Source organism: Rosenbergiella sp. YN46 (assembly GCF_036620675.1).
GTDB lineage: Bacteria > Pseudomonadota > Gammaproteobacteria > Enterobacterales > Enterobacteriaceae > Jejubacter.
Genome location: NZ_JAZHEE010000045.1, coordinates 1 through 17,315, shown reverse-complemented (window position 1 = coordinate 17,315; position 17,315 = coordinate 1). Strand labels below are relative to the sequence as shown.

Annotated in this window: 16 protein-coding genes; 8 read left to right on the top strand and 8 right to left on the bottom strand. The window is 59.0% G+C overall.

The window, feature by feature from the left end; genetic code table 11:
* Positions 1–43: 43 nt before the first annotated feature.
* The 6 genes from V3W49_RS20525 to pspA all read right to left on the bottom strand — a co-directional run bounded on the left by V3W49_RS20525 (position 44) and on the right by pspA (position 4,213).
* A complete protein-coding gene (locus tag V3W49_RS20525; RefSeq protein ID WP_500147843.1) occupies positions 44–1,108 on the bottom strand; it encodes a TIGR01620 family protein in 1,065 nt (354 codons plus the stop codon).
* Positions 1,105–2,502: a YcjX family GTP-binding protein gene (locus V3W49_RS20520; protein ID WP_500147842.1), complete on the bottom strand. Its 1,398-nt coding sequence runs from the start codon at positions 2,500–2,502 to the stop codon at positions 1,105–1,107. The genes V3W49_RS20525 and V3W49_RS20520 overlap by 4 nt, the downstream gene beginning before the upstream one ends.
* Before the next feature lie 154 nt (positions 2,503–2,656).
* A complete protein-coding gene (pspD, locus tag V3W49_RS20515; RefSeq protein ID WP_500147841.1) occupies positions 2,657–2,881 on the bottom strand; it encodes a phage shock protein PspD in 225 nt (74 codons plus the stop codon).
* A 30-nt stretch (positions 2,882–2,911) separates the two neighbouring features.
* Positions 2,912–3,265 carry an envelope stress response membrane protein PspC gene (pspC, locus tag V3W49_RS20510; protein ID WP_500147840.1) on the bottom strand — a complete coding sequence of 118 codons (354 nt, stop codon included), beginning with the start codon at positions 3,263–3,265 and terminating at the stop codon, positions 2,912–2,914.
* Positions 3,265–3,492 carry an envelope stress response membrane protein PspB gene (pspB, locus tag V3W49_RS20505; RefSeq protein ID WP_500147839.1) on the bottom strand — a complete coding sequence of 76 codons (228 nt, stop codon included), beginning with the start codon at positions 3,490–3,492 and terminating at the stop codon, positions 3,265–3,267. The genes pspC and pspB overlap by 1 nt, the downstream gene beginning before the upstream one ends.
* A 52-nt stretch (positions 3,493–3,544) precedes the next feature.
* Entirely contained in the window at positions 3,545–4,213 is a 669-nt protein-coding gene (gene pspA / locus V3W49_RS20500; RefSeq protein WP_500147838.1) for a phage shock protein PspA, read from the bottom strand.
* A 157-nt stretch (positions 4,214–4,370) separates the two neighbouring features.
* Here pspA and pspF point away from each other — a divergent pair, with 157 nt between their 5' ends.
* Entirely contained in the window at positions 4,371–5,369 is a 999-nt protein-coding gene (gene pspF, locus V3W49_RS20495; RefSeq protein WP_500147837.1) for a phage shock protein operon transcriptional activator, read from the top strand.
* On the opposite strand, the gene V3W49_RS20490 is transcribed toward pspF, so the two are convergent.
* Positions 5,357–6,751, bottom strand: coding sequence for an MFS transporter (locus V3W49_RS20490; protein WP_500147836.1), 1,395 nt, complete (start codon positions 6,749–6,751; stop codon positions 5,357–5,359). The genes pspF and V3W49_RS20490 overlap by 13 nt on opposite strands.
* A gap of 61 nt (positions 6,752–6,812) precedes the next feature.
* Positions 6,813–7,982 (bottom strand): M20 aminoacylase family protein, encoded by a 1,170-nt coding sequence (locus V3W49_RS20485; RefSeq protein WP_500147835.1) that lies wholly within the window; start codon positions 7,980–7,982, stop codon positions 6,813–6,815.
* Positions 7,983–8,153: 171 nt separating this feature from the next.
* Between V3W49_RS20485 and V3W49_RS20480 the strand changes: the two genes are divergently transcribed.
* The 7 genes from V3W49_RS20480 to fabI all read left to right on the top strand — a co-directional run bounded on the left by V3W49_RS20480 (position 8,154) and on the right by fabI (position 17,094).
* Complete coding sequence (locus tag V3W49_RS20480) at positions 8,154–10,472, top strand: helix-turn-helix domain-containing protein (RefSeq protein WP_500147834.1); 2,319 nt, start codon at positions 8,154–8,156, stop codon at positions 10,470–10,472.
* A gap of 114 nt (positions 10,473–10,586) precedes the next feature.
* On the top strand, positions 10,587–12,227 hold the full coding sequence (gene sapA, locus V3W49_RS20475; protein WP_500147856.1) for an ABC transporter substrate-binding protein SapA: 1,641 nt from the start codon (positions 10,587–10,589) through the stop codon (positions 12,225–12,227).
* Complete coding sequence (gene sapB / locus V3W49_RS20470) at positions 12,224–13,189, top strand: putrescine export ABC transporter permease SapB (RefSeq protein ID WP_500147833.1); 966 nt, start codon at positions 12,224–12,226, stop codon at positions 13,187–13,189. Before sapA ends, sapB begins: the two co-directional genes overlap by 4 nt.
* Positions 13,176–14,066: a putrescine export ABC transporter permease SapC gene (sapC, locus tag V3W49_RS20465; RefSeq protein WP_500147832.1), complete on the top strand. Its 891-nt coding sequence runs from the start codon at positions 13,176–13,178 to the stop codon at positions 14,064–14,066. Before sapB ends, sapC begins: the two co-directional genes overlap by 14 nt.
* Complete coding sequence (gene sapD, locus V3W49_RS20460) at positions 14,067–15,059, top strand: putrescine export ABC transporter ATP-binding protein SapD (RefSeq protein WP_500147831.1); 993 nt, start codon at positions 14,067–14,069, stop codon at positions 15,057–15,059.
* A gap of 1 nt (position 15,060) precedes the next feature.
* Entirely contained in the window at positions 15,061–15,867 is an 807-nt protein-coding gene (gene sapF / locus V3W49_RS20455; protein WP_500147830.1) for a putrescine export ABC transporter ATP-binding protein SapF, read from the top strand.
* A gap of 438 nt (positions 15,868–16,305) precedes the next feature.
* Positions 16,306–17,094: an enoyl-ACP reductase FabI gene (fabI, locus tag V3W49_RS20450; protein WP_500147829.1), complete on the top strand. Its 789-nt coding sequence runs from the start codon at positions 16,306–16,308 to the stop codon at positions 17,092–17,094.
* Positions 17,095–17,315 lie beyond the last annotated feature (221 nt).

Below are 17,315 nucleotides of genomic sequence, written 5' to 3'. Positions count from 1 at the left end.
ACAGCCCGGCGAAAAACCGGGCGTTGTGGTGTAAAGCGACCGGTTAACCGGCGTTTTTCCCCTTGCCTTTCTGCATTGTCTCTTTGAGCTGCCCCAGCAGTTCGCGACGGAAATCACCAAGGCGCGGTTTGTCGTCATCCATCCACGGCAGCGGACGGCACAGCTCCATGGCTTTAATACCCAGTCTGGCGGTCAACAAGCCGGCGCCGATGCCCTGCGCGGCGCGGGCCGACAGACGGGCCGCCAGATCCTGAGACATCCAGTCCATCCCCACCTCGCGCACCAGTTCGCTGGCGCCGGCAAAGGCGATATTCAGCAGCACCAGACGGAACAGACGAATACGGCTGTAATAGCCAAGCTCAATGCCGTACAGTGCGGCAATCCGATTAATCAGCCGCAGGTTGCGCCAGGCGATAAACGCCATATCCACCAGAGCCAGCGGGCTGACGGCGATCATCAGCGTGGATTCGGCGGCGGAACGGCTGATAGCGCGGCGCGCCTGAGCATCCAGCACCGGCTGTACCATACGGGCGTACAGCGCCACCACTTCGCGATCGTTCTGAGTTTCATGAATCGCGGCATGCCAGCGCTGAAGCGCCGGATGGCTGTGATCCAGCCCGGCCTGCTGCGCCAGGTTTTCGCAAAAGGCCCGGCCCTTGCCCGACGCATGACTGGCCAGCAACTCCCGGGCTTCATCGCGCGCCTCGGCGCGCTGGCGCAGGCGCCACAGGCGGCGCCACTCCCCGGCTATCGAACCAACGCCGGCAACGACAATCAGCCCCCCGGCGGCACACCCGCCCAGCGCCACCCAGTCCTGGGTTTGCCAGGCCTGCCACGCCCACTGAACGCCCTGAGCGACGGTGCTTGCGACAAACAGGCCAATACCCAGTCCCACCATACGGCGCCACAGGCTGCGGCGCGGGCGCAGCGCGGCTTCCACCGCTACCTCGGCCTGGCCCTCTTCCGCCGCGTCCTCCTGCTCGTTCAGAGCGGGCATAAAATTTTCCGCTTCCGGTACGCTGAACGTGCGATTTTCCCGCAACGCCTCACGGCTCTCTTCCGCCAGCGGCTGTGCGAAATCGCGGCGCGGTTTCAGAGAATCATTCATCGCAGCTTATCTCCTATTAAAAATTCCAGCGCCGCATCAAGGCGGATATGCGGCAGCGGGCTGTCCACATCCATCACCTGAGGGCGAAACTGTTCAAAACGAAAGCCCTGCTGTTCCCAGAAAGCCGCGCCGGGAAGGCGTTCCGGTACTTCGCCGGGATAGACCGTCAGCGGCGCTCCGTCGCTCAGTCGATGGCCACGCAGCGCCGGGATCTTCTCGCCGTCCACCTCGACCAGACCGCTCTGGGTCGCCTGAACCGACGCCAGCCCCAGGCAGTCCATCTCAATGCCTTCAAAGGCGGCATTTTGCCAGGCGTCCTGCACCAGTTGCTGAAGCAGCGACACCAGATGGGGATGCTGATCAACAGTCACGTGATCCGCTTTGGTGGCAGCGAACAGCAGCTTATCGATAACCGGAGAGAACAGGCGCCGGAACAGGGTACGCTGGCCGTAGTGAAAGCTCTGCATTAGCTGGGTCAGCGCCAGGCGCATATCGTTAAAGGCCTGGGGGCCGCTGTTGAGCGGCTGCAGGCAATCCACCAGCACAATCTGGCGATCGAAGCGTAGAAAGTGGTCGCGGTAGAACCCTTTCACCACTTTATCGCAGTAATAGTCATAGCGGGCGCGCAGCATCGCAAGATTGCTGCCTCTGTCGGCCTGAGCCAGCTTCGACTCGCCCCAGCCGTCCACGTCCGGCCAGGGGAAGAACTGCAGCGCTGGCGCGCCCGCCATTTCGCCTGGCAGTACAAAGCGACCGGGCTGAATAAAGTGCAGCCCTTGCGCCTTACATTTAATCAGGTAATCGCTCCAGGCCGCGGCAATGGCCGCCAGGCGGTTCTCATCGGCAGGCGCCAGCGGGTCCAGTCCGGCACACAGTTCACGCCACGCACGCGCCCATTCGGCGCGATCGCCCTGCAGCAGGCCAGTCATCTGACGCGACCAGCTCAGATAGTCCTGAGCCAGCATCGGCAGATCCAGCAACCACTCGCCGGGATAATCGACAATTTCCAGCCACAGCGTGGATGTCTCTTTAAAGTGGCGCAGCAGGGAATCGTCGGAGCGATAGCGCAACGCCAGACGCATTTCGCTGACGCCGCGGGTCGGCGTGGGCCAGGTCGGCGGAGTGCCGTAAAGCTGGGCCAGCCCTTCATCGTAGGTAAAACGCGTAATGCCCAGATCTCGCTGCGGTACCCTTTTTACGCCCAGCAGGCGCTCTTCGCGCGCGGCGCTTAGCAGCGGCAGGCGCGCGCCGGTGTGAACATTGAGCAGTTGATTGACCATCGCAGTGATGAAAGCGGTTTTGCCGCTTCGGCTCAGGCCGGTCACCGCCAGGCGCAGATGCCGATCCATACCGCGATTCATCAGCGCCTGCAGTTCGTTTTTTATTCTTTTCATAGCACTCCTGTGTCACCCACCCACTTCCGGGAATCTTAGTTTACGCGATGGGTGCCGGTTCCTCATCTTTCCCGCGCACGAGAGGGGAAAATCCCGGCCTGATGATAATTCGGAAGGCGGGCGCCGCTATCAGGACGACAGCGGCCGCAGGCGCTTAACGCGCAGAAAAACGACGAGACAGATGGTTAGCAAGGCGGGAGAGTAGCGGCTCCAGCGCCACCGCCAGCACCATCTTCAGCGGTCGACGGGCCACCGATTTCACCGCCCAGCCGGCAACGCCTGCCGGACCATAACGCAGCGCGGTGAGCAGAACCAGCTTACCGGCCACCCGGGCAACGGGAGCCGCTTTACGGGCGGCGTGGTTCAGATTCGCTTTCATAATGACTCTCCCCGAGCCCCGCATTGCGGGTTAAAGTTGACGAAAACGGCTACGCAGCGTGTAGGCATCGGAAGTGATATAACGCTCCATCGCTCGCAGGCGCTGCTCGCCTTCGGCCAGTTCAGCATCCACTTCATTGAGTATATGCCCGCTGGTCGCCTCCTGCTGGTCTGCGCCCTCCGGCATCGGATCCAGCGCAAAAGTCAGAATCACATAGGCCACGAGGGTGAAGAAAAACAGGCCAAAAAACATCGATAAAATTACAATCAAGCGTACCAGCTTCACCGGCACATCAAGGTACTGCGCGATCCCGGCGCATACGCCTTTCACCATGCCGCGCTGTGGAATACGCCACAATTTACGCCCGGAAAAGGTCACTGCCATTATTTGTCTCTCCAGTTCGGATGTTCCGCATCAAGAATCTGTTCCAGCGCCCGGATGCGTTCCCGCATCCGCTGCGCTTCCTCATTCAGCTGCATCAGACGCTGTCGTTCGCTCTGGGAGAGCTGGCTTCCCCGCTCCTGACGGTTGCTGTAGTGCAACCAGAGCCAGATAGGGGCGACGAACAGCACAAAGATGGTCAACGGAATGGCTAAAAAAAGCGCGCTCATGTGTACTCCTTACCGATCAAACGCAGCGGCGCGAGCCGCGCCGCATAAAAGATTACTCACCGTCGCGCTGTACTTTAGCCTTTAACGCCTCAAGCTGCGCGCTGATTTCATCATCCGCTTTCAGCTCGGAGAACTGCTGATCGAGGCTTTTCGACTTACCGAAACGATGGCTTTCCGCTTCCGCTTCCATATGATCGATACGGCGTTCAAAGGATTCAAAACGCGCCATGGCTTCATCCAGTTTGCCGCTATCCAGTTGACGACGAACGTCGCGCGAAGAGGAAGCCGCCTGATGACGCAGGGTCAGCGCCTGCTGACGGGCCCGGGTTTCGCTCAGCTTGTTTTCCAGCTCACCAATTTCGGTCTTCATGCGCTCCAGAGATTCGTCGATCTGCCCGGCTTCATGCTCCAGAGAGGCGATCATTTCGGTCAGCTTCTGCTTTTCGATCAGCGCAGCGCGAGCCAGCTCCTCTTTTTCTTTACGCAGCGCCAGTTCGGCTTTCTCCTGCCATTCGGCCTGCTGGGCCATTGCCTGTTCGATACGGCGAGCCAGCTGTTTCTTCTCTGCCAGGGCGCGGGCCGAGGTGGAGCGAACCTCCACCAGGGTGTCCTCCATTTCCTGAATCATCAGTCGTACCAGCTTCTGCGGGTCCTCCGCTTTCTCCAGCAGCGAGTTGATGTTGGCGCTCACGATATCGGCGAAACGAGAAAAAATACCCATAATTCAAATCCTCAGTCATGGTTCCTGCGGGCACTGTGCCCGTCTCCCGCAGAATATTGCAGGATGCGTGCCAACTTTGTAACCCATTAAAAATAAAGGAAGAGTTAAATTTTACCCGCTGCTGAAAATCCGCTAGAGTGGTGATATTCACTAACGAGTGGTTAATTTCATCATGACCGAATACAAAGATAACCTGCTGGGCGAAGACAACCGCTTTCTGGAGATGCTGGAGCAGGTCTCGCGCCTGGCGCCGCTGGATAAGCCGGTGCTGGTGATCGGCGAGCGCGGCACCGGTAAAGAGCTTATCGCCAACCGCCTGCACTTTCTGTCGCGGCGCTGGCAGGGGCCGTTTATTTCGCTGAACTGCGCCGCGCTGAATGAAAATCTGCTCGATTCCGAACTGTTCGGCCATGAGGCGGGCTCCTTTACCGGCGCCCGGGCCCGCCATCAGGGGCGCTTCGAGCGCGCCGACGGCGGCACCCTGTTTCTGGATGAGCTGGCCACCGCGCCGATGAGCGTTCAGGAAAAGCTGCTGCGGGTGATTGAATATGGCGAACTGGAGCGTGTGGGGGGCAGCCAGCCCCTGCAGGTCAACGTGCGACTGGTGTGCGCCACCAATGCCGACCTGCCGCAGATGGCGGAACAGGGTAGCTTCCGCGCCGATCTGCTGGACCGTCTGGCTTTTGAAGTAGTGCGGCTGCCGCCGCTGCGCGAACGACAGACCGATATTATGCTGCTGGCGGAGCAGTTCGCCATTCAGATGTGCCGCGAACTGGCGCTGCCGCTGTTTCCAGGCTTTAGCGAACAGGCCCGTGAAACTCTGCTCAACTACCGCTGGCCGGGCAACATCAGGGAGCTGAAAAACGTGGTGGAGCGTTCGGTATGGCGCCACGGCACAAGCGACGAGCCGGTAGAAAACATCGTTCTGGATCCCTTTTCCCGGAATGATTCACCTGCGCCGGTACAAGAGGACACGGCATCTGGCGCCCTCCCTGCGCTGCCTCTTGACCTGCGCGACTGGCAGAATCGCCAGGAAAAAGCCCTGGTGGAAGCCAGCCTGCACAAGGCGAAATATCATCAGAAGCAGGCCGCGCAGCTGCTGGGGTTAACCTACCACCAGCTACGGGCGCTGCTTAAGAAGCATCAGCTCTCCTGACGGCCACGCGGCACCATCAGGAAGACAACCAGCAGCGCCGCCAGACAAAGGCCGGTATTCGCCAGCAGCGTAAGCTGCGCAGCCCGCGCCATTCCCAGCGGCAGCAGCAGAGCATAGAGCGAAGCGGAGCTTGCCAGTCCGAAGGCGCCGCCCAGCGAGCTGCCCATTTTATAGAGCCCGGAAGCCACGCCTGCTTTATCCTGCGGCGCGTGGCTAACGGCGGTATCGGTGGAAGGTGTGGCGTAACAGCCAAGCCCCAGCCCGAACAGAACGTAGCTGGCGAATACCGTGATCACATAAGCGTTATCCCCCAGGAAAGTACAGGAGATAAAAAAGATGCCCAGACCGGTAATTAGCGGGCCAATCATCATCGGCAGCCGCGCGCCATAGCGTTGCAGCAGCTTTTCCCCGACGCGAATCATCGCCAGCACCATGACCAGGTAGCCCATGGTCATCAGCCCGGTCTGAAAGGCGCTGAACTGGCGCCCCTGCTGCATATAGATACTGGCAATCATCATGGTGCCGATGCAGCCATTAAGCAGCATGTTAGAAACCACCGCTGCGCTGTAAGCCCGGTTGCGGAACAGGGAGAAGTCGATCAGCGCCTGAGCGCCCCGCCGCCGTTCCGCCCGGAAAAAACACCCCGCCGCCACCACAAATCCCGCCAGCATCCCCAGGGTCGCCGGACTGGCCCAGCCCCAGTCGCGCCCTTTGGTGATAAACAGATTAAGCAACACCAGCGCCGCCGCCAGCAGAACCAGCCCCGGCAGATCGAGACGGTGGCGAGCGGCTTCTTCGCTGCGATTTTCCTGGGCGCCGCGTAGCAGCAACAGCGCCAGCCCGGCGCACAGCATCGAGATAATAAAGATCCAGCGCCAGCCCAGTCCGGTCGCGATAGCGCCCCCCACCAGTGAACAGAGACCGCTGCCGCCCCAGGAGCCGATCACCCAGAAGCTGATGGCCCGCTGGCGCGCCGCGCCCTGATACCAGGTCTTGATCAGCGCCAGGGTGGCGGGCATGATGCAGGCGGCCGAAAGGCCCTGTATCGCTCGCCCCACCAGAAACAGCGCCGACTCCTGGGCCAGCACCAGCATTAAGCTTCCCGCCAGACTTAGCCACAGTCCAAGTCGGGTCAGGCGCACCCGACCGAAGCGATCCGCCAGCCCTCCGCAGGCCACAATAAAACAGCCGCTGAATAATGCGCTCAGACTGATGGCCAGGCTCAACGTAGCGACCGGAATTGCCACGCTGGCTTCGATATCAGGCACTACGTTAATTACTGACTGAGCGAACAGCCAAAAGGTCAGAACGCCCAGTACTATCCCCGTCAGCCAGCGGTCATTACCCGCGCTGCGGGGTTGATCCAGAGATACCGTACTCATTTACCCTTCCCTCCATAATGGGAATGATGGCCGGGAGTCTCCGCCCCCGGGCCATTCGCTATCAGCGCAAATAGCGCTGAGTCAGCTCGCACCACATCGCAGCAGCCGGAACGATGGTGCTGTCGTTAAAGTCATAGCCGGGGTTGTGCACCATGCAGCGGTCGGCTTCATCGCCGGCACCGATCACGAAGTAGCTCCCCTGGGGATGGTGCTTGAGCATAAAGGCAAAATCCTCACTCCCCATAAAGGGTTTGCCGGATTCAACCCGATCGGCGCCAAACAGTTCGCCAGCCACTTCGCGGGCGAAATCGTTGGCTTCCGGATCATTCACCAGTACCGGACAGCCGTTCACGTGGCTAACGCTGGCGCTGGCATTAAAGCTGGCCGCCATCGTTGTGGCGATATCGTGAATGCGCTGTAGCACGGTTTCACGCACCGACTCATTCAGGGTACGAACGCTCAACTTCATCAACGCTTTTTCGTTAATGATATTGGGCGCTTCGCCGGCCTGAAGACTGCCCACGGTAACCACCACGGGTTCGAAGGGGGTAATATTGCGTGACACAATGGTCTGCAGCGCAGTCGCGATATGGCAGGCGACCAGGGTGGCATCCACGCAATGTTCCGGCATAGCGCCATGTCCCCCAACGCCTGTGACTTCGATGTGCAGGGTATCAGCCGAGGCCATCATCGGGCCGTCGCAGAAGTAGAAATGATTAAGCTTCGCGCCTGGCATGTTATGCAGGCCGTAGATGCGATCGCAGGGGAAGTTTTCGAACAGACCATCTTCCACCATCACTTTACCGCCGTACAGCAACTCTTCAGCGGGCTGAAAAATCAGATTCAGGGTACCGTTGAACTGGCGGGTTTTCGCCAGATACTGCGCGGCGCAAAGCAGGATGGTGGTATGGCCATCATGTCCACAGCCATGGAAACGACCGGGAATTTCGCTGGCCCAGGGTTTGCCGCTCGCTTCCTGCATCGGTAGCGCGTCCATATCGGCGCGGATCCCCAGACGGCGTTGGCCATCCCCGACTTTCAGGGTTCCCACCACACCGGTACCCGCCAGACCGCGATGCACCTGATAGCCCCACTCTTCCAGCAACCGCGCCACCAGATCGCTGGTTTGATGCTCCTCGAAACCAATTTCTGGCTGGCGATGAATCTGATGGCGGATACCGGTAAACGTCTCCTCCTGCTCGCGCAGGGCGGCGATAAGCTGTTGCGTCATAATGTTGTGTCCTCTTTTTTTCTTTCTGTGTTATCGAGTTTATGGTGCTTTGCGGGCTTTAAAATGGCATTTTTTGTTTTAAAGTGACGTGCTACCGTCGACTATCTTTCATACAGCCTGGTTATGACAAAAATAAGGGGGCTGTTTTTTGTCTTTACGGAGTTCTGCGCTATGCCCGACCACAACAATGCCGATTTTTCCGTTGCGCTTTATACCGTGCGGCGGTTTGCCTGCTCCGGATTCCATGGACTAACGCTGCTTCAGGTGCTGAAAGGTGAACTTACCGGGACGATTCAGGGTCGTCAGATCCCGCTGCGTGCGGGCCATATCCGACTTATCAATCGCCATACCGAATGGATCCTGAGCGGAAATGGTGATAATGCCGTAATGGTAGTGACCCTCTCCGGCCAGTGGATAGCCCGCTACTATCCAGACTTCTTTCGCTACGACTACCGGATACCGCCGGAACCTGCCGAAGGCGCTGACTCTCCCTGGCGTACAGCGCTGCATCATGCGCTACGTCAGGTACTGGTCGCCAGCGTGATAAAAAATGAGCAGCACTACTGGCTGGAGGTAAACCGCTGGCTAAGCGAGACGATGCTGATTCTGGTGACCGGATTTCAGTATCCGGCCCGCGATCGGGGCAGCCGGGAACGGCGCTGGAGTCGACGCATTACCCAGGTAGTACAGCGGATAGAAGCCAATGCCAACCGACGCATCAGCCTTGGCGAGCTTGCCAGAGCGGAGTTTGTTTCCGAAGCCTGGCTGTCTCGCCTGTTTAAAAAAGAGGTTGGGGTCAGCTTTATGCGTTTTATCACCGAACTGCGGCTAAAAAACGCGCTTGAAGCCCTGCACGCCACCAGTAAACCTATCCATCAAATCGCCATGGAACAGGGGTTCGCCAACAATCGTCAGATGATCGATCTGTTCCGCCGCCACTACGGCAAAACCCCGGGTCAGTTGCGCCAGCAACCGCCCGATGCGCTGCTGCGTCGCAGCGCGATTATTTCGCCACAAGAGCCTGACAGCGTAACGCCGCCGCCCCCGGCACTGCTATTCTCCCTGCTTAACGACGGGCAAAACGAACCATCCCCTGCCGCCGCGCTGCATTATGATATCAGCGAAGAGCTGGCGCTGAACCTGAATGACACGCCGCGCGGACGTGGCCAGCTACGCGGCCGCGAGATTGTCATCACCCTGCGAGAGATTGATGATTTGCGGCTCCAGGAGGTTCAGGAACAGTTACGCACCCTGAAGCAGCATTTCACTCTGGCGGCTATTGATATTCATGAACCGGTACTGACCAGCCCGCTGGCCCGGGAAGCGCCGGGTAGCGCGCTTCCCGGCGACTATAGCTGGTCAGCGTTCCGGCAGATTATTCAGTTCGTGGATGAACTGGATGTCGATCTCTGTCTGCGTTTCGCCAGCGAGGCCAGCCGGGAACGGCTGGAGGCTTTTCTCAGCCGCTGCGCCAGCCAGTTTCCACCGCCGGTTATCAGGCGCTGGCGTTTTCTGTGGCTGTGCCCTTCGGCAGATCAGCACGATCGTTCCACCTGGCGTGAGGTCAGCGATGTCGTACGACACAGCCTGCCTCAGGCTCCTCTGGGCATTGCGCTGCCACTCCCCGCCGATCCTCAAATCGTTGCCGAAAGTCCACTCTGGCTTTTGCCATGGCTGAATGAGGCTGATTTTCTGGCCTGTACCGCCGATGCCAACGCGCTACTTGGAACCAATGGCGATCGGGAAACCCAAATCCGTGCCGCCCTTGATTACCCCAGGCACCAGCTACTGGCTATCAACAGGGCGTTACAGCGTCACAAACTGTCGCTACCGTTACACCTGCTGGCGTGGAATACGCTGACAGGCCAGACCCTGAGCGCTAATGGCGGTTTTTTCCGCGGCGCGCTGCTAATGCACAGCCTGCTGGGGCTGCCGGATTCGGTTCAAAGCGTCGGTTTCTGGCTTAACGCCGCGCTTCAGCGCGAAACGCTGGAAGGGGAACAGATCGATACGTCCAGCCTCGCGCTTTTTTTCAGCCATTCGTTGCCGCGCCCTGTTTACTGGGTGCTCCATTTCTGGCAGCGCATCCAGGGAGAACGACTGGCCAGCGGCCCTCACCACCTGCTGACCCGTCGCAGCGGCTGCTACTATTTACTGCTCAGCAACCCACAGGTTTTCAATCCCGATCTCTCCAGCCAGCAGCGCTTTATTCAACGCCTTCGCAAACAGCTACGTCTGAGTCTGGCAGGGCTACCGGCCGGGCGCTGGCAGGTACGACAATTGCGTTTCGATCAGCAAAACGGCGCGCTGTTTCCGCTGCTGGAGCCACATCTAACGCCCCGCGGGCCGGACAAAGAGACGCTGGAGTGGGTACGACATCGCGCCCGTCCCCATCATCAGTTATGGGAAACCGCAATCGATGGCCCCTGGGAAGCCCATGAAGCGCTGGAAAGCAACGCGCTGGTGCTGTATGAGCTGACGCCGCTATAGCGCAGTTTTCGAGCGACCGTAGTATGGTTAAGCACCAAACCGCGCTTCTGATTTTGGGAAGCCAGCCAGTGTGCTGTACACTCTGGTGATTAGCTAATGAAAACACAAAAACTTATGCGCGGAATAATTCCCCTTGTGTTACTGACGCTCGGCATTGCGGCCGGATCGGCGCGTGCCGCTCCGCCGGTTAAAGACGCCGATATTCGCGACAGCGGATTCGTCTGGTGCGTCAGCGGTCAGGTCAACACCTTTAACCCTCAGCAGGCCAGCGGCGGGCTGACCGTAGATACCCTTGCCGCCCAGTTGTACGATCGACTGCTGGACGTGGATCCCTATACCTATCGCCTGGCCCCGGAGCTGGCGGAACGCTGGGAGGTGCTCGACAATGGCGCCACCTACCGTTTTCATCTGCGCCATAACGTCCAGTTTCAGAGCACGTCCTGGTTTCATCCCACTCGCCCGCTCAATGCCGATGATGTGGTGTTCAGCTTCCAGCGCATTTTTAACCGCAGCCATCCCTGGCACTATATCAACGGCGGCAACTATCCCTATTTCGACAGCCTGCAGTTTGCCGATACCGTGGAAAGCGTGCGCAAGGTTGGGAAATATACGGTCGAATTTCGCCTGAAGCAGCCGGACGCTTCTTTCTTATGGCACCTCGCGACCCACTACGCCTCGGTGATGTCCGCAGAATATGCCAACAAGCTGGCGCTGGCCGACAAACAGGAGCAGTTCGATCGCCTGCCGGTCGGCACCGGGCCGTTCCAGCTTAGCGAATACCGCGCTGGCCAGTATATCCGCCTCGCCCGTCATCCCCACTACTGGCGCGGCGTACCGCGCATGCCGCAGGTGGTGATCGATTTAGGCTCCGGCGGTACCGGGCGGCTCTCCAAACTGCTGACCGGAGAGTGTGATGTGCTGGCCTGGCCCGCCGCCAGCCAGCTTTCCATTCTGCGCGACGATCCGCGTCTGCGCCTGTCGCTGCGCCCGGGCATGAACATCGCTTACCTGGCCTTTAACACCAACAAGCCGCCGCTGAATAACCCGAAGGTGCGTCACGCGCTGGCGTTGGCCATTAACAACCAGCGCCTGATGCAGTCCATCTATTACGGCACCGCCGAAACCGCCGCGTCGATTCTACCGCGGGCCTCATGGGCCTATGACAGCGAAGCCGAAGTCACCGAATTTAACCCGGAAAAATCGCGCCAGCAGTTGAAGGCGCTGGGGATAGATAATCTGAAGCTCCAGCTCTGGGTGCCCACCAGCTCTCAGGCCTGGAACCCCAGCCCGCTAAAAACCGCAGAGCTGATTCAGGCGGATCTGTCCCACGTCGGCGTAAAGGTCAATATTGTGCCGGTGGAAGGCCGCTTCCAGGAAGCGCGGCTGATGGAGATGAATCACGATCTGACCCTATCCGGCTGGGCCACGGACAGTAACGATCCGGATAGCTTCTTCCGCCCGATGCTGAGCTGCGCCGCCATCCGTTCCCAGACCAACTATGCCCACTGGTGCGATCCCGAGTTCGATCAACTGCTGCATCAGGGGCTGCGCTCTCAACAGCTGGCGTCCCGAATTGAAGCCTATGATAAAGCTCAGGCACTGCTGGCCCGGGAATTGCCGGTACTTCCGCTGGCCTCTTCCCTGCGTCTGCTGGCCTATCGCTACGACATCCAGGGACTGGTGCTCAGCCCCTTCGGCAGCGCCTCGTTCGCCGGCGTATTCCGTGAACAACCTGCCGGGGTGAAAAAGCCATGATTATCTATACGCTACGGCGTCTGCTGTTACTGCTGATAACGCTGTTGTTTCTGAGCGTTGTGGGCTTTAGCCTGAGCTATTTCACGCCTCATGCGCCGCTCCAGGGCGCATCGCCCGGCAACGCCTGGGTATTCTGGTTCACCAGCCTGCTGCACTGGGATTTCGGCGTCTCCAGCATAAACGGCCAGTTGATTAACGAACAGCTGCGCGAGGTTTTTCCCGCCACCCTGGAGCTTTGCTTCTTCGCTTTTAGCGTGGCGCTGTTGGTGGGGATCCCGGTCGGCATGATGGCGGGCGTCATGCGCGATAAGTGGCAGGACAAGCTGATAACCGCCCTGGCGCTGCTGGGCTTTTCGATTCCGGTATTCTGGCTGGCGCTGCTGCTGACGCTCTTTTTCTCGCTCACGCTGGGCTGGCTGCCGGTATCCGGACGCTTCGACCTGCTGTACGAGGTTAAATCCACGACCGGTTTCGCGCTGATCGACGCCTGGCGCTCCAATTCGCCCTGGCGCCATGAAATGGTGATTAGCGCCCTGCGCCATATGGTGCTGCCGGTGTTGACCCTGGCGGTGGCGCCTACCACCGAGGTCGTGCGACTGGTACGCAACAGTACCACCGAGGTACTGGAGCAGAACTATATTAAAGCGGCGGCCACCCGTGGTCTGTCGCGCCTGACCATTCTTCGCCGCCATGTCCTGCACAACGCCCTGCCGCCGGTCATTCCGCGCCTGGGTCTGCAGTTTTCCACCATGCTGACCCTGGCGATGATTACCGAAATGGTCTTTAGCTGGCCCGGCGTGGGGCGCTGGCTGATTATTGCCATCCGTCAGCAAGATTACGCCGCGATTTCCGCAGGCGTGATGACCATCGGCACCCTGGTGCTGGTGGTCAACGTCCTGTCCGATATCCTGAGCGCCATGGTTAATCCGTTAAAACATAAGGAATGGTATGCCCTACGATAGCGTCTATAGAGAGAAACGGCCGCCGGGCGCGCTGCGAACCTCGTGGCGCAAGTTCTACGGCGATACCAGCGCCATGGTTGGCCTGTATGGCTGCGGCGGCCTGCTGATTCTCTGCCTGTTCGGCAATCTGCTGGCCCCTTATGGCATTAATCAGCAGTTTCTGGGCTATCAGCTTCTGCCGCCTTCCTGGTCACGCTACGGGGATGTTTCTTTCTTCCTGGGAACCGATGATCTGGGACGCGACGTTCTGAGCCGACTGCTGAGCGGCGCCCTGCCCACGGTAGGCTCCGCCTTTGTCGTCACCCTGGCGGCGACCTTATGCGGATTGCTGCTTGGCATCGTCGCCGGGGCCACTCACGGCCTGCGTTCAGCGATTCTGAACCATATTCTGGACACCCTGCTCTCTATCCCCTCGCTGCTGCTGGCGATTGTGGTGGTAGCCTTTTCTGGCCCCAGCCTGGGCAACGCGATGTTCGCCGTCTGGCTGGCGTTGCTGCCGCGTATGGTGCGTTCGGTGTATATCATGGTGCATGACGAACTGGAAAAAGAGTACGTGGTGGCGACCCGACTCGACGGCGCTTCGACCCTGAATATCCTCTGGCATTCAGTGCTGCCTAATACCGCACCGCTGCTGGTCAGCGAAATCACTCGCGCCCTGTCGATGGCGATTCTCGATATCGCCGCGCTGGGTTTTCTGGATCTTGGCGCCCAGCTTCCCTCCGCCGAATGGGGCGCCATGCTGGGCGATGCGCTGGAACTGGTCTATGTCGCCCCCTGGAGCGTCATGCTGCCCGGCGCTGCCATTATGATTAGCGTGCTTCTGGTTAATCTGCTCGGTGACGGCGTGCGTCGCGCCATCATCGCGGGAGTAGAGTAAATGGCGTTACTGGATATTCGTAATCTGACCATCGAATTCCGCACCAGCGAAGGCTGGGTGAAAGCGGTGGATCGCGTCAGTATGACCCTGAACGAGGGGGAGATTCGCGGTCTGGTGGGTGAATCCGGCTCAGGAAAGAGCGTGATCGCCAAGGCTATCTGCGGCGTTACCAAAGATAACTGGCGGGTCACCGCCGATCGTCTGCGCTTCGACGATATTGACCTGATGCGCCTTACGCCGCGCCAGCGCCGTCGTCTGGTGGGCCATAACGTTTCCATGATCTTCCAGGAGCCGCAATCCTGTCTGGATCCTTCAGAACGCATTGGCCGTCAGCTGATTCAGAGCATCCCGGGCTGGACCTGGAAAGGCCGCTGGTGGCAGCGCTTCGGCTGGCGACGTCGCCGGGCCATTGAACTGCTGCACCGGGTGGGGATCAAAGACCACCGGGACGCGATGCGCAGCTATCCCTATGAGCTGACCGAAGGCGAGTGCCAGAAAGTGATGATCGCCATCGCCCTGGCGAACCAGCCGCGCCTGCTGATTGCCGATGAGCCGACCAACGCCATGGAGCCTACCACTCAGGCCCAGATTTTCCGTCTGCTCAGTCGACTCAATCAGATCAATAACACCACCATTTTGCTAATCAGTCACGATCTACAGATGCTGACCCAGTGGGCCAACCGCATTAACGTAATGTACTGCGGTCAGACGGTGGAGAGCGCTACCAGCGAAGAGCTGATCGGCACACCGCACCACCCGTATACCCAGGCGCTGATTCGGGCGATTCCCGACTTCGGGCGCGCCCTGCCCCATAAAAGCCGCCTCAATACGCTGCCGGGCGCTATTCCGCTGCTGGAGCATCTGCCTATTGGCTGCCGGTTAGGGCCGCGCTGCCCCTACGCCCAGCGCGAATGTATTGAAACTCCGCGCCTGCGCGGTGCCAGGAACCACCTGTTTGCCTGCCATTTCCCGTTAAATATGGAGAGGGAGTGAGATGGTCGAAACCTTACTGGAAGTCCGCAATTTAAGTAAGACCTTCCGCTACCGCACCGGCCTGTTCCACCGTCAGACCGTTGAAGCGGTCAAACCGCTCAGCTTTACGCTGCGCGAACGCCAGACCCTGGCCCTGATTGGCGAGAACGGCTCCGGGAAATCCACGCTGGCGAAAATGCTGGTCGGAATGATCGCCCCCACCAGCGGCGAACTGCTGATCGACGATCATCCGCTACATTACGGGGATTACGCCTTCCGCAGCCAGCGAATCCGCATGATTTTTCAGGATCCCAGCACCTCGCTCAATCCGCGTCAGCGGATATCACAGATCCTCGATCTGCCGCTGCGTCTGAGTAGTGAACTGGAGCCGGAACAGCGGCGACGGCAGATAATCGACACCCTGCGGCTGGTGGGATTGTTACCGGATCACGCCAGTTACTATCCCCATATGCTGGCGCCCGGGCAAAAACAGCGTCTGGGCCTGGCCCGCGCGCTGATTCTGAACCCGAAGGTATTAATTGCCGACGAAGCGCTGGCGTCACTGGATATGTCGATGCGTTCCCAGTTGCTTAACCTGATGCTGGAGCTTCAGGAAAAACAGGGGCTCTCCTACATCTATGTGACCCAACACCTGGGCATGATGAAGCACATCAGCGATCAGGTGATGGTGATGCATCAGGGCGAGGTGGTGGAACGCGGCAGTACCGCGGATGTGCTTGCTTCGCCGCTTAACGATCTCACCCGGCGACTGATTGCCGGACACTTCGGCGAAGCGCTTACCGCCGACGCCTGGCGTAAAGATCGTTAATGGCTTCACGAACTTGATAAAAATCATTGCTCAACATGGCGAGCTAAGAGTAATGTGCGTGCGCGCGGAATGCTGTTTCGCGCGTATATGCCTTCATTCCTCCATGAGAGGGTCCGGATCAATAAAAACCCTGACTAATTCAGGTTGCGAACTGGCGGCTGCGGCTATAGCCAACGCGCACGCCTGAAGTATAACGGGAATAACCCTTACCGGACTGACACCAGTTGATGATGATAGTTTATGGTGGCCCGGCAACTGCCGGGTTCTTTTCCTGCCGCCGCCCCGCCCCTCCGACCACGTGGAAAAATATCGACACGGCCCCCATGCTGTGGGATATAATTCAAAATTGACTTTGAATGATTTACTTAGCTTTGGTCAACGCCGGATAGTTAAGGCGTATTTTAAGTAACTAAGTAACAACTATAAGGATTAACTGCTATGGGTTTTCTTACCGGCAAGCGTATTCTGGTCACTGGCGTTGCCAGCAACCGTTCCATCGCCTACGGAATCGCACAGGCCATGCATCGCGAAGGTGCTGAACTGGCATTCACCTATCAGAACGAAAAGCTGAAAGGCCGTGTGGAAGAGTTTGCCGCCGCGCTGGACTCAAAACTGGTATTCGAGTGCGATGTCGCGGAAGATGCCAGCATTGAAGCGCTGTTCACCGAAGTCGGTAAAGTCTGGCCGAAGTTCGACGGTTTCGTACACTCCATCGGCTTCGCCCCTGGCGATCAGCTGGATGGCGACTACGTGAACGCCGTCACCCGCGAAGGGTTCAAAATCGCCCATGACATCAGCTCCTATAGCTTTGTCGCCATGGCCAAAGCCTGCCGCGAAATGCTCAATCCGGGCTCTGCACTGCTGACCCTCTCTTACCTGGGCGCCGAGCGAGCCATCCCTAATTACAACGTGATGGGTCTGGCTAAAGCGTCTCTGGAAGCCAACGTACGTTATATGGCAAACGCCATGGGGCCGGAAGGTGTGCGTGTGAACGCCGTTTCCGCCGGTCCTATCCGTACCCTGGCCGCTTCTGGTATCAAAGACTTCCGTAAAATGCTGGCTCACTGCGAAGCCGTTACTCCGATCCGTCGTACCGTGACCATTGAAGACGTGGGTAACAGCGCCGCGTTCCTGTGTTCCGATCTGGCGGCTGGCATCTCCGGTGAAGTGGTACACGTAGATGGCGGCTTCAGCATCGCCGCTATGAACGAGCTGGAACTGAAGTAAGTTTCGCGCCGTTAATCAGGCAGGCCCAGGGCCTGCCTTTTTTTATGGTTCATCGCGAATTAGCGTGGAGTGTTCGAAAACGGCAACAAAAAACCGGCAGAATATAATGATGCGGTGGGCTGTTCCGTTCATTGCCGGGAAACGCCCTCTCCCTTCAGGGTATACGGGTGACAGGCAGCTCCGGCGCCCTGTTTCAGAACAAAACCGGCAGAATATGATGA

Coding starts and splice junctions, on each gene's coding strand:
- pspD (WP_500147841.1), bottom strand. CDS start 2,881: ATGAAAGCGAATCTGAACCACGCCGCCCGTAAAGCGGCTCCCGTTGCC.
- fabI (WP_500147829.1), top strand. CDS start 16,306: ATGGGTTTTCTTACCGGCAAGCGTATTCTGGTCACTGGCGTTGCCAGC.
- pspC (WP_500147840.1), bottom strand. CDS start 3,265: ATGGCAGTGACCTTTTCCGGGCGTAAATTGTGGCGTATTCCACAGCGC.
- V3W49_RS20520 (WP_500147842.1), bottom strand. CDS start 2,502: ATGAAAAGAATAAAAAACGAACTGCAGGCGCTGATGAATCGCGGTATG.
- pspA (WP_500147838.1), bottom strand. CDS start 4,213: ATGGGTATTTTTTCTCGTTTCGCCGATATCGTGAGCGCCAACATCAAC.
- sapA (WP_500147856.1), top strand. CDS start 10,587: ATGCGCGGAATAATTCCCCTTGTGTTACTGACGCTCGGCATTGCGGCC.
- V3W49_RS20490 (WP_500147836.1), bottom strand. CDS start 6,751: ATGAGTACGGTATCTCTGGATCAACCCCGCAGCGCGGGTAATGACCGC.
- V3W49_RS20525 (WP_500147843.1), bottom strand. CDS start 1,108: ATGAATGATTCTCTGAAACCGCGCCGCGATTTCGCACAGCCGCTGGCG.
- V3W49_RS20480 (WP_500147834.1), top strand. CDS start 8,154: ATGCCCGACCACAACAATGCCGATTTTTCCGTTGCGCTTTATACCGTG.
- sapB (WP_500147833.1), top strand. CDS start 12,224: ATGATTATCTATACGCTACGGCGTCTGCTGTTACTGCTGATAACGCTG.
- sapF (WP_500147830.1), top strand. CDS start 15,061: ATGGTCGAAACCTTACTGGAAGTCCGCAATTTAAGTAAGACCTTCCGC.
- sapD (WP_500147831.1), top strand. CDS start 14,067: ATGGCGTTACTGGATATTCGTAATCTGACCATCGAATTCCGCACCAGC.
- pspB (WP_500147839.1), bottom strand. CDS start 3,492: ATGAGCGCGCTTTTTTTAGCCATTCCGTTGACCATCTTTGTGCTGTTC.
- V3W49_RS20485 (WP_500147835.1), bottom strand. CDS start 7,982: ATGACGCAACAGCTTATCGCCGCCCTGCGCGAGCAGGAGGAGACGTTT.
- sapC (WP_500147832.1), top strand. CDS start 13,176: ATGCCCTACGATAGCGTCTATAGAGAGAAACGGCCGCCGGGCGCGCTG.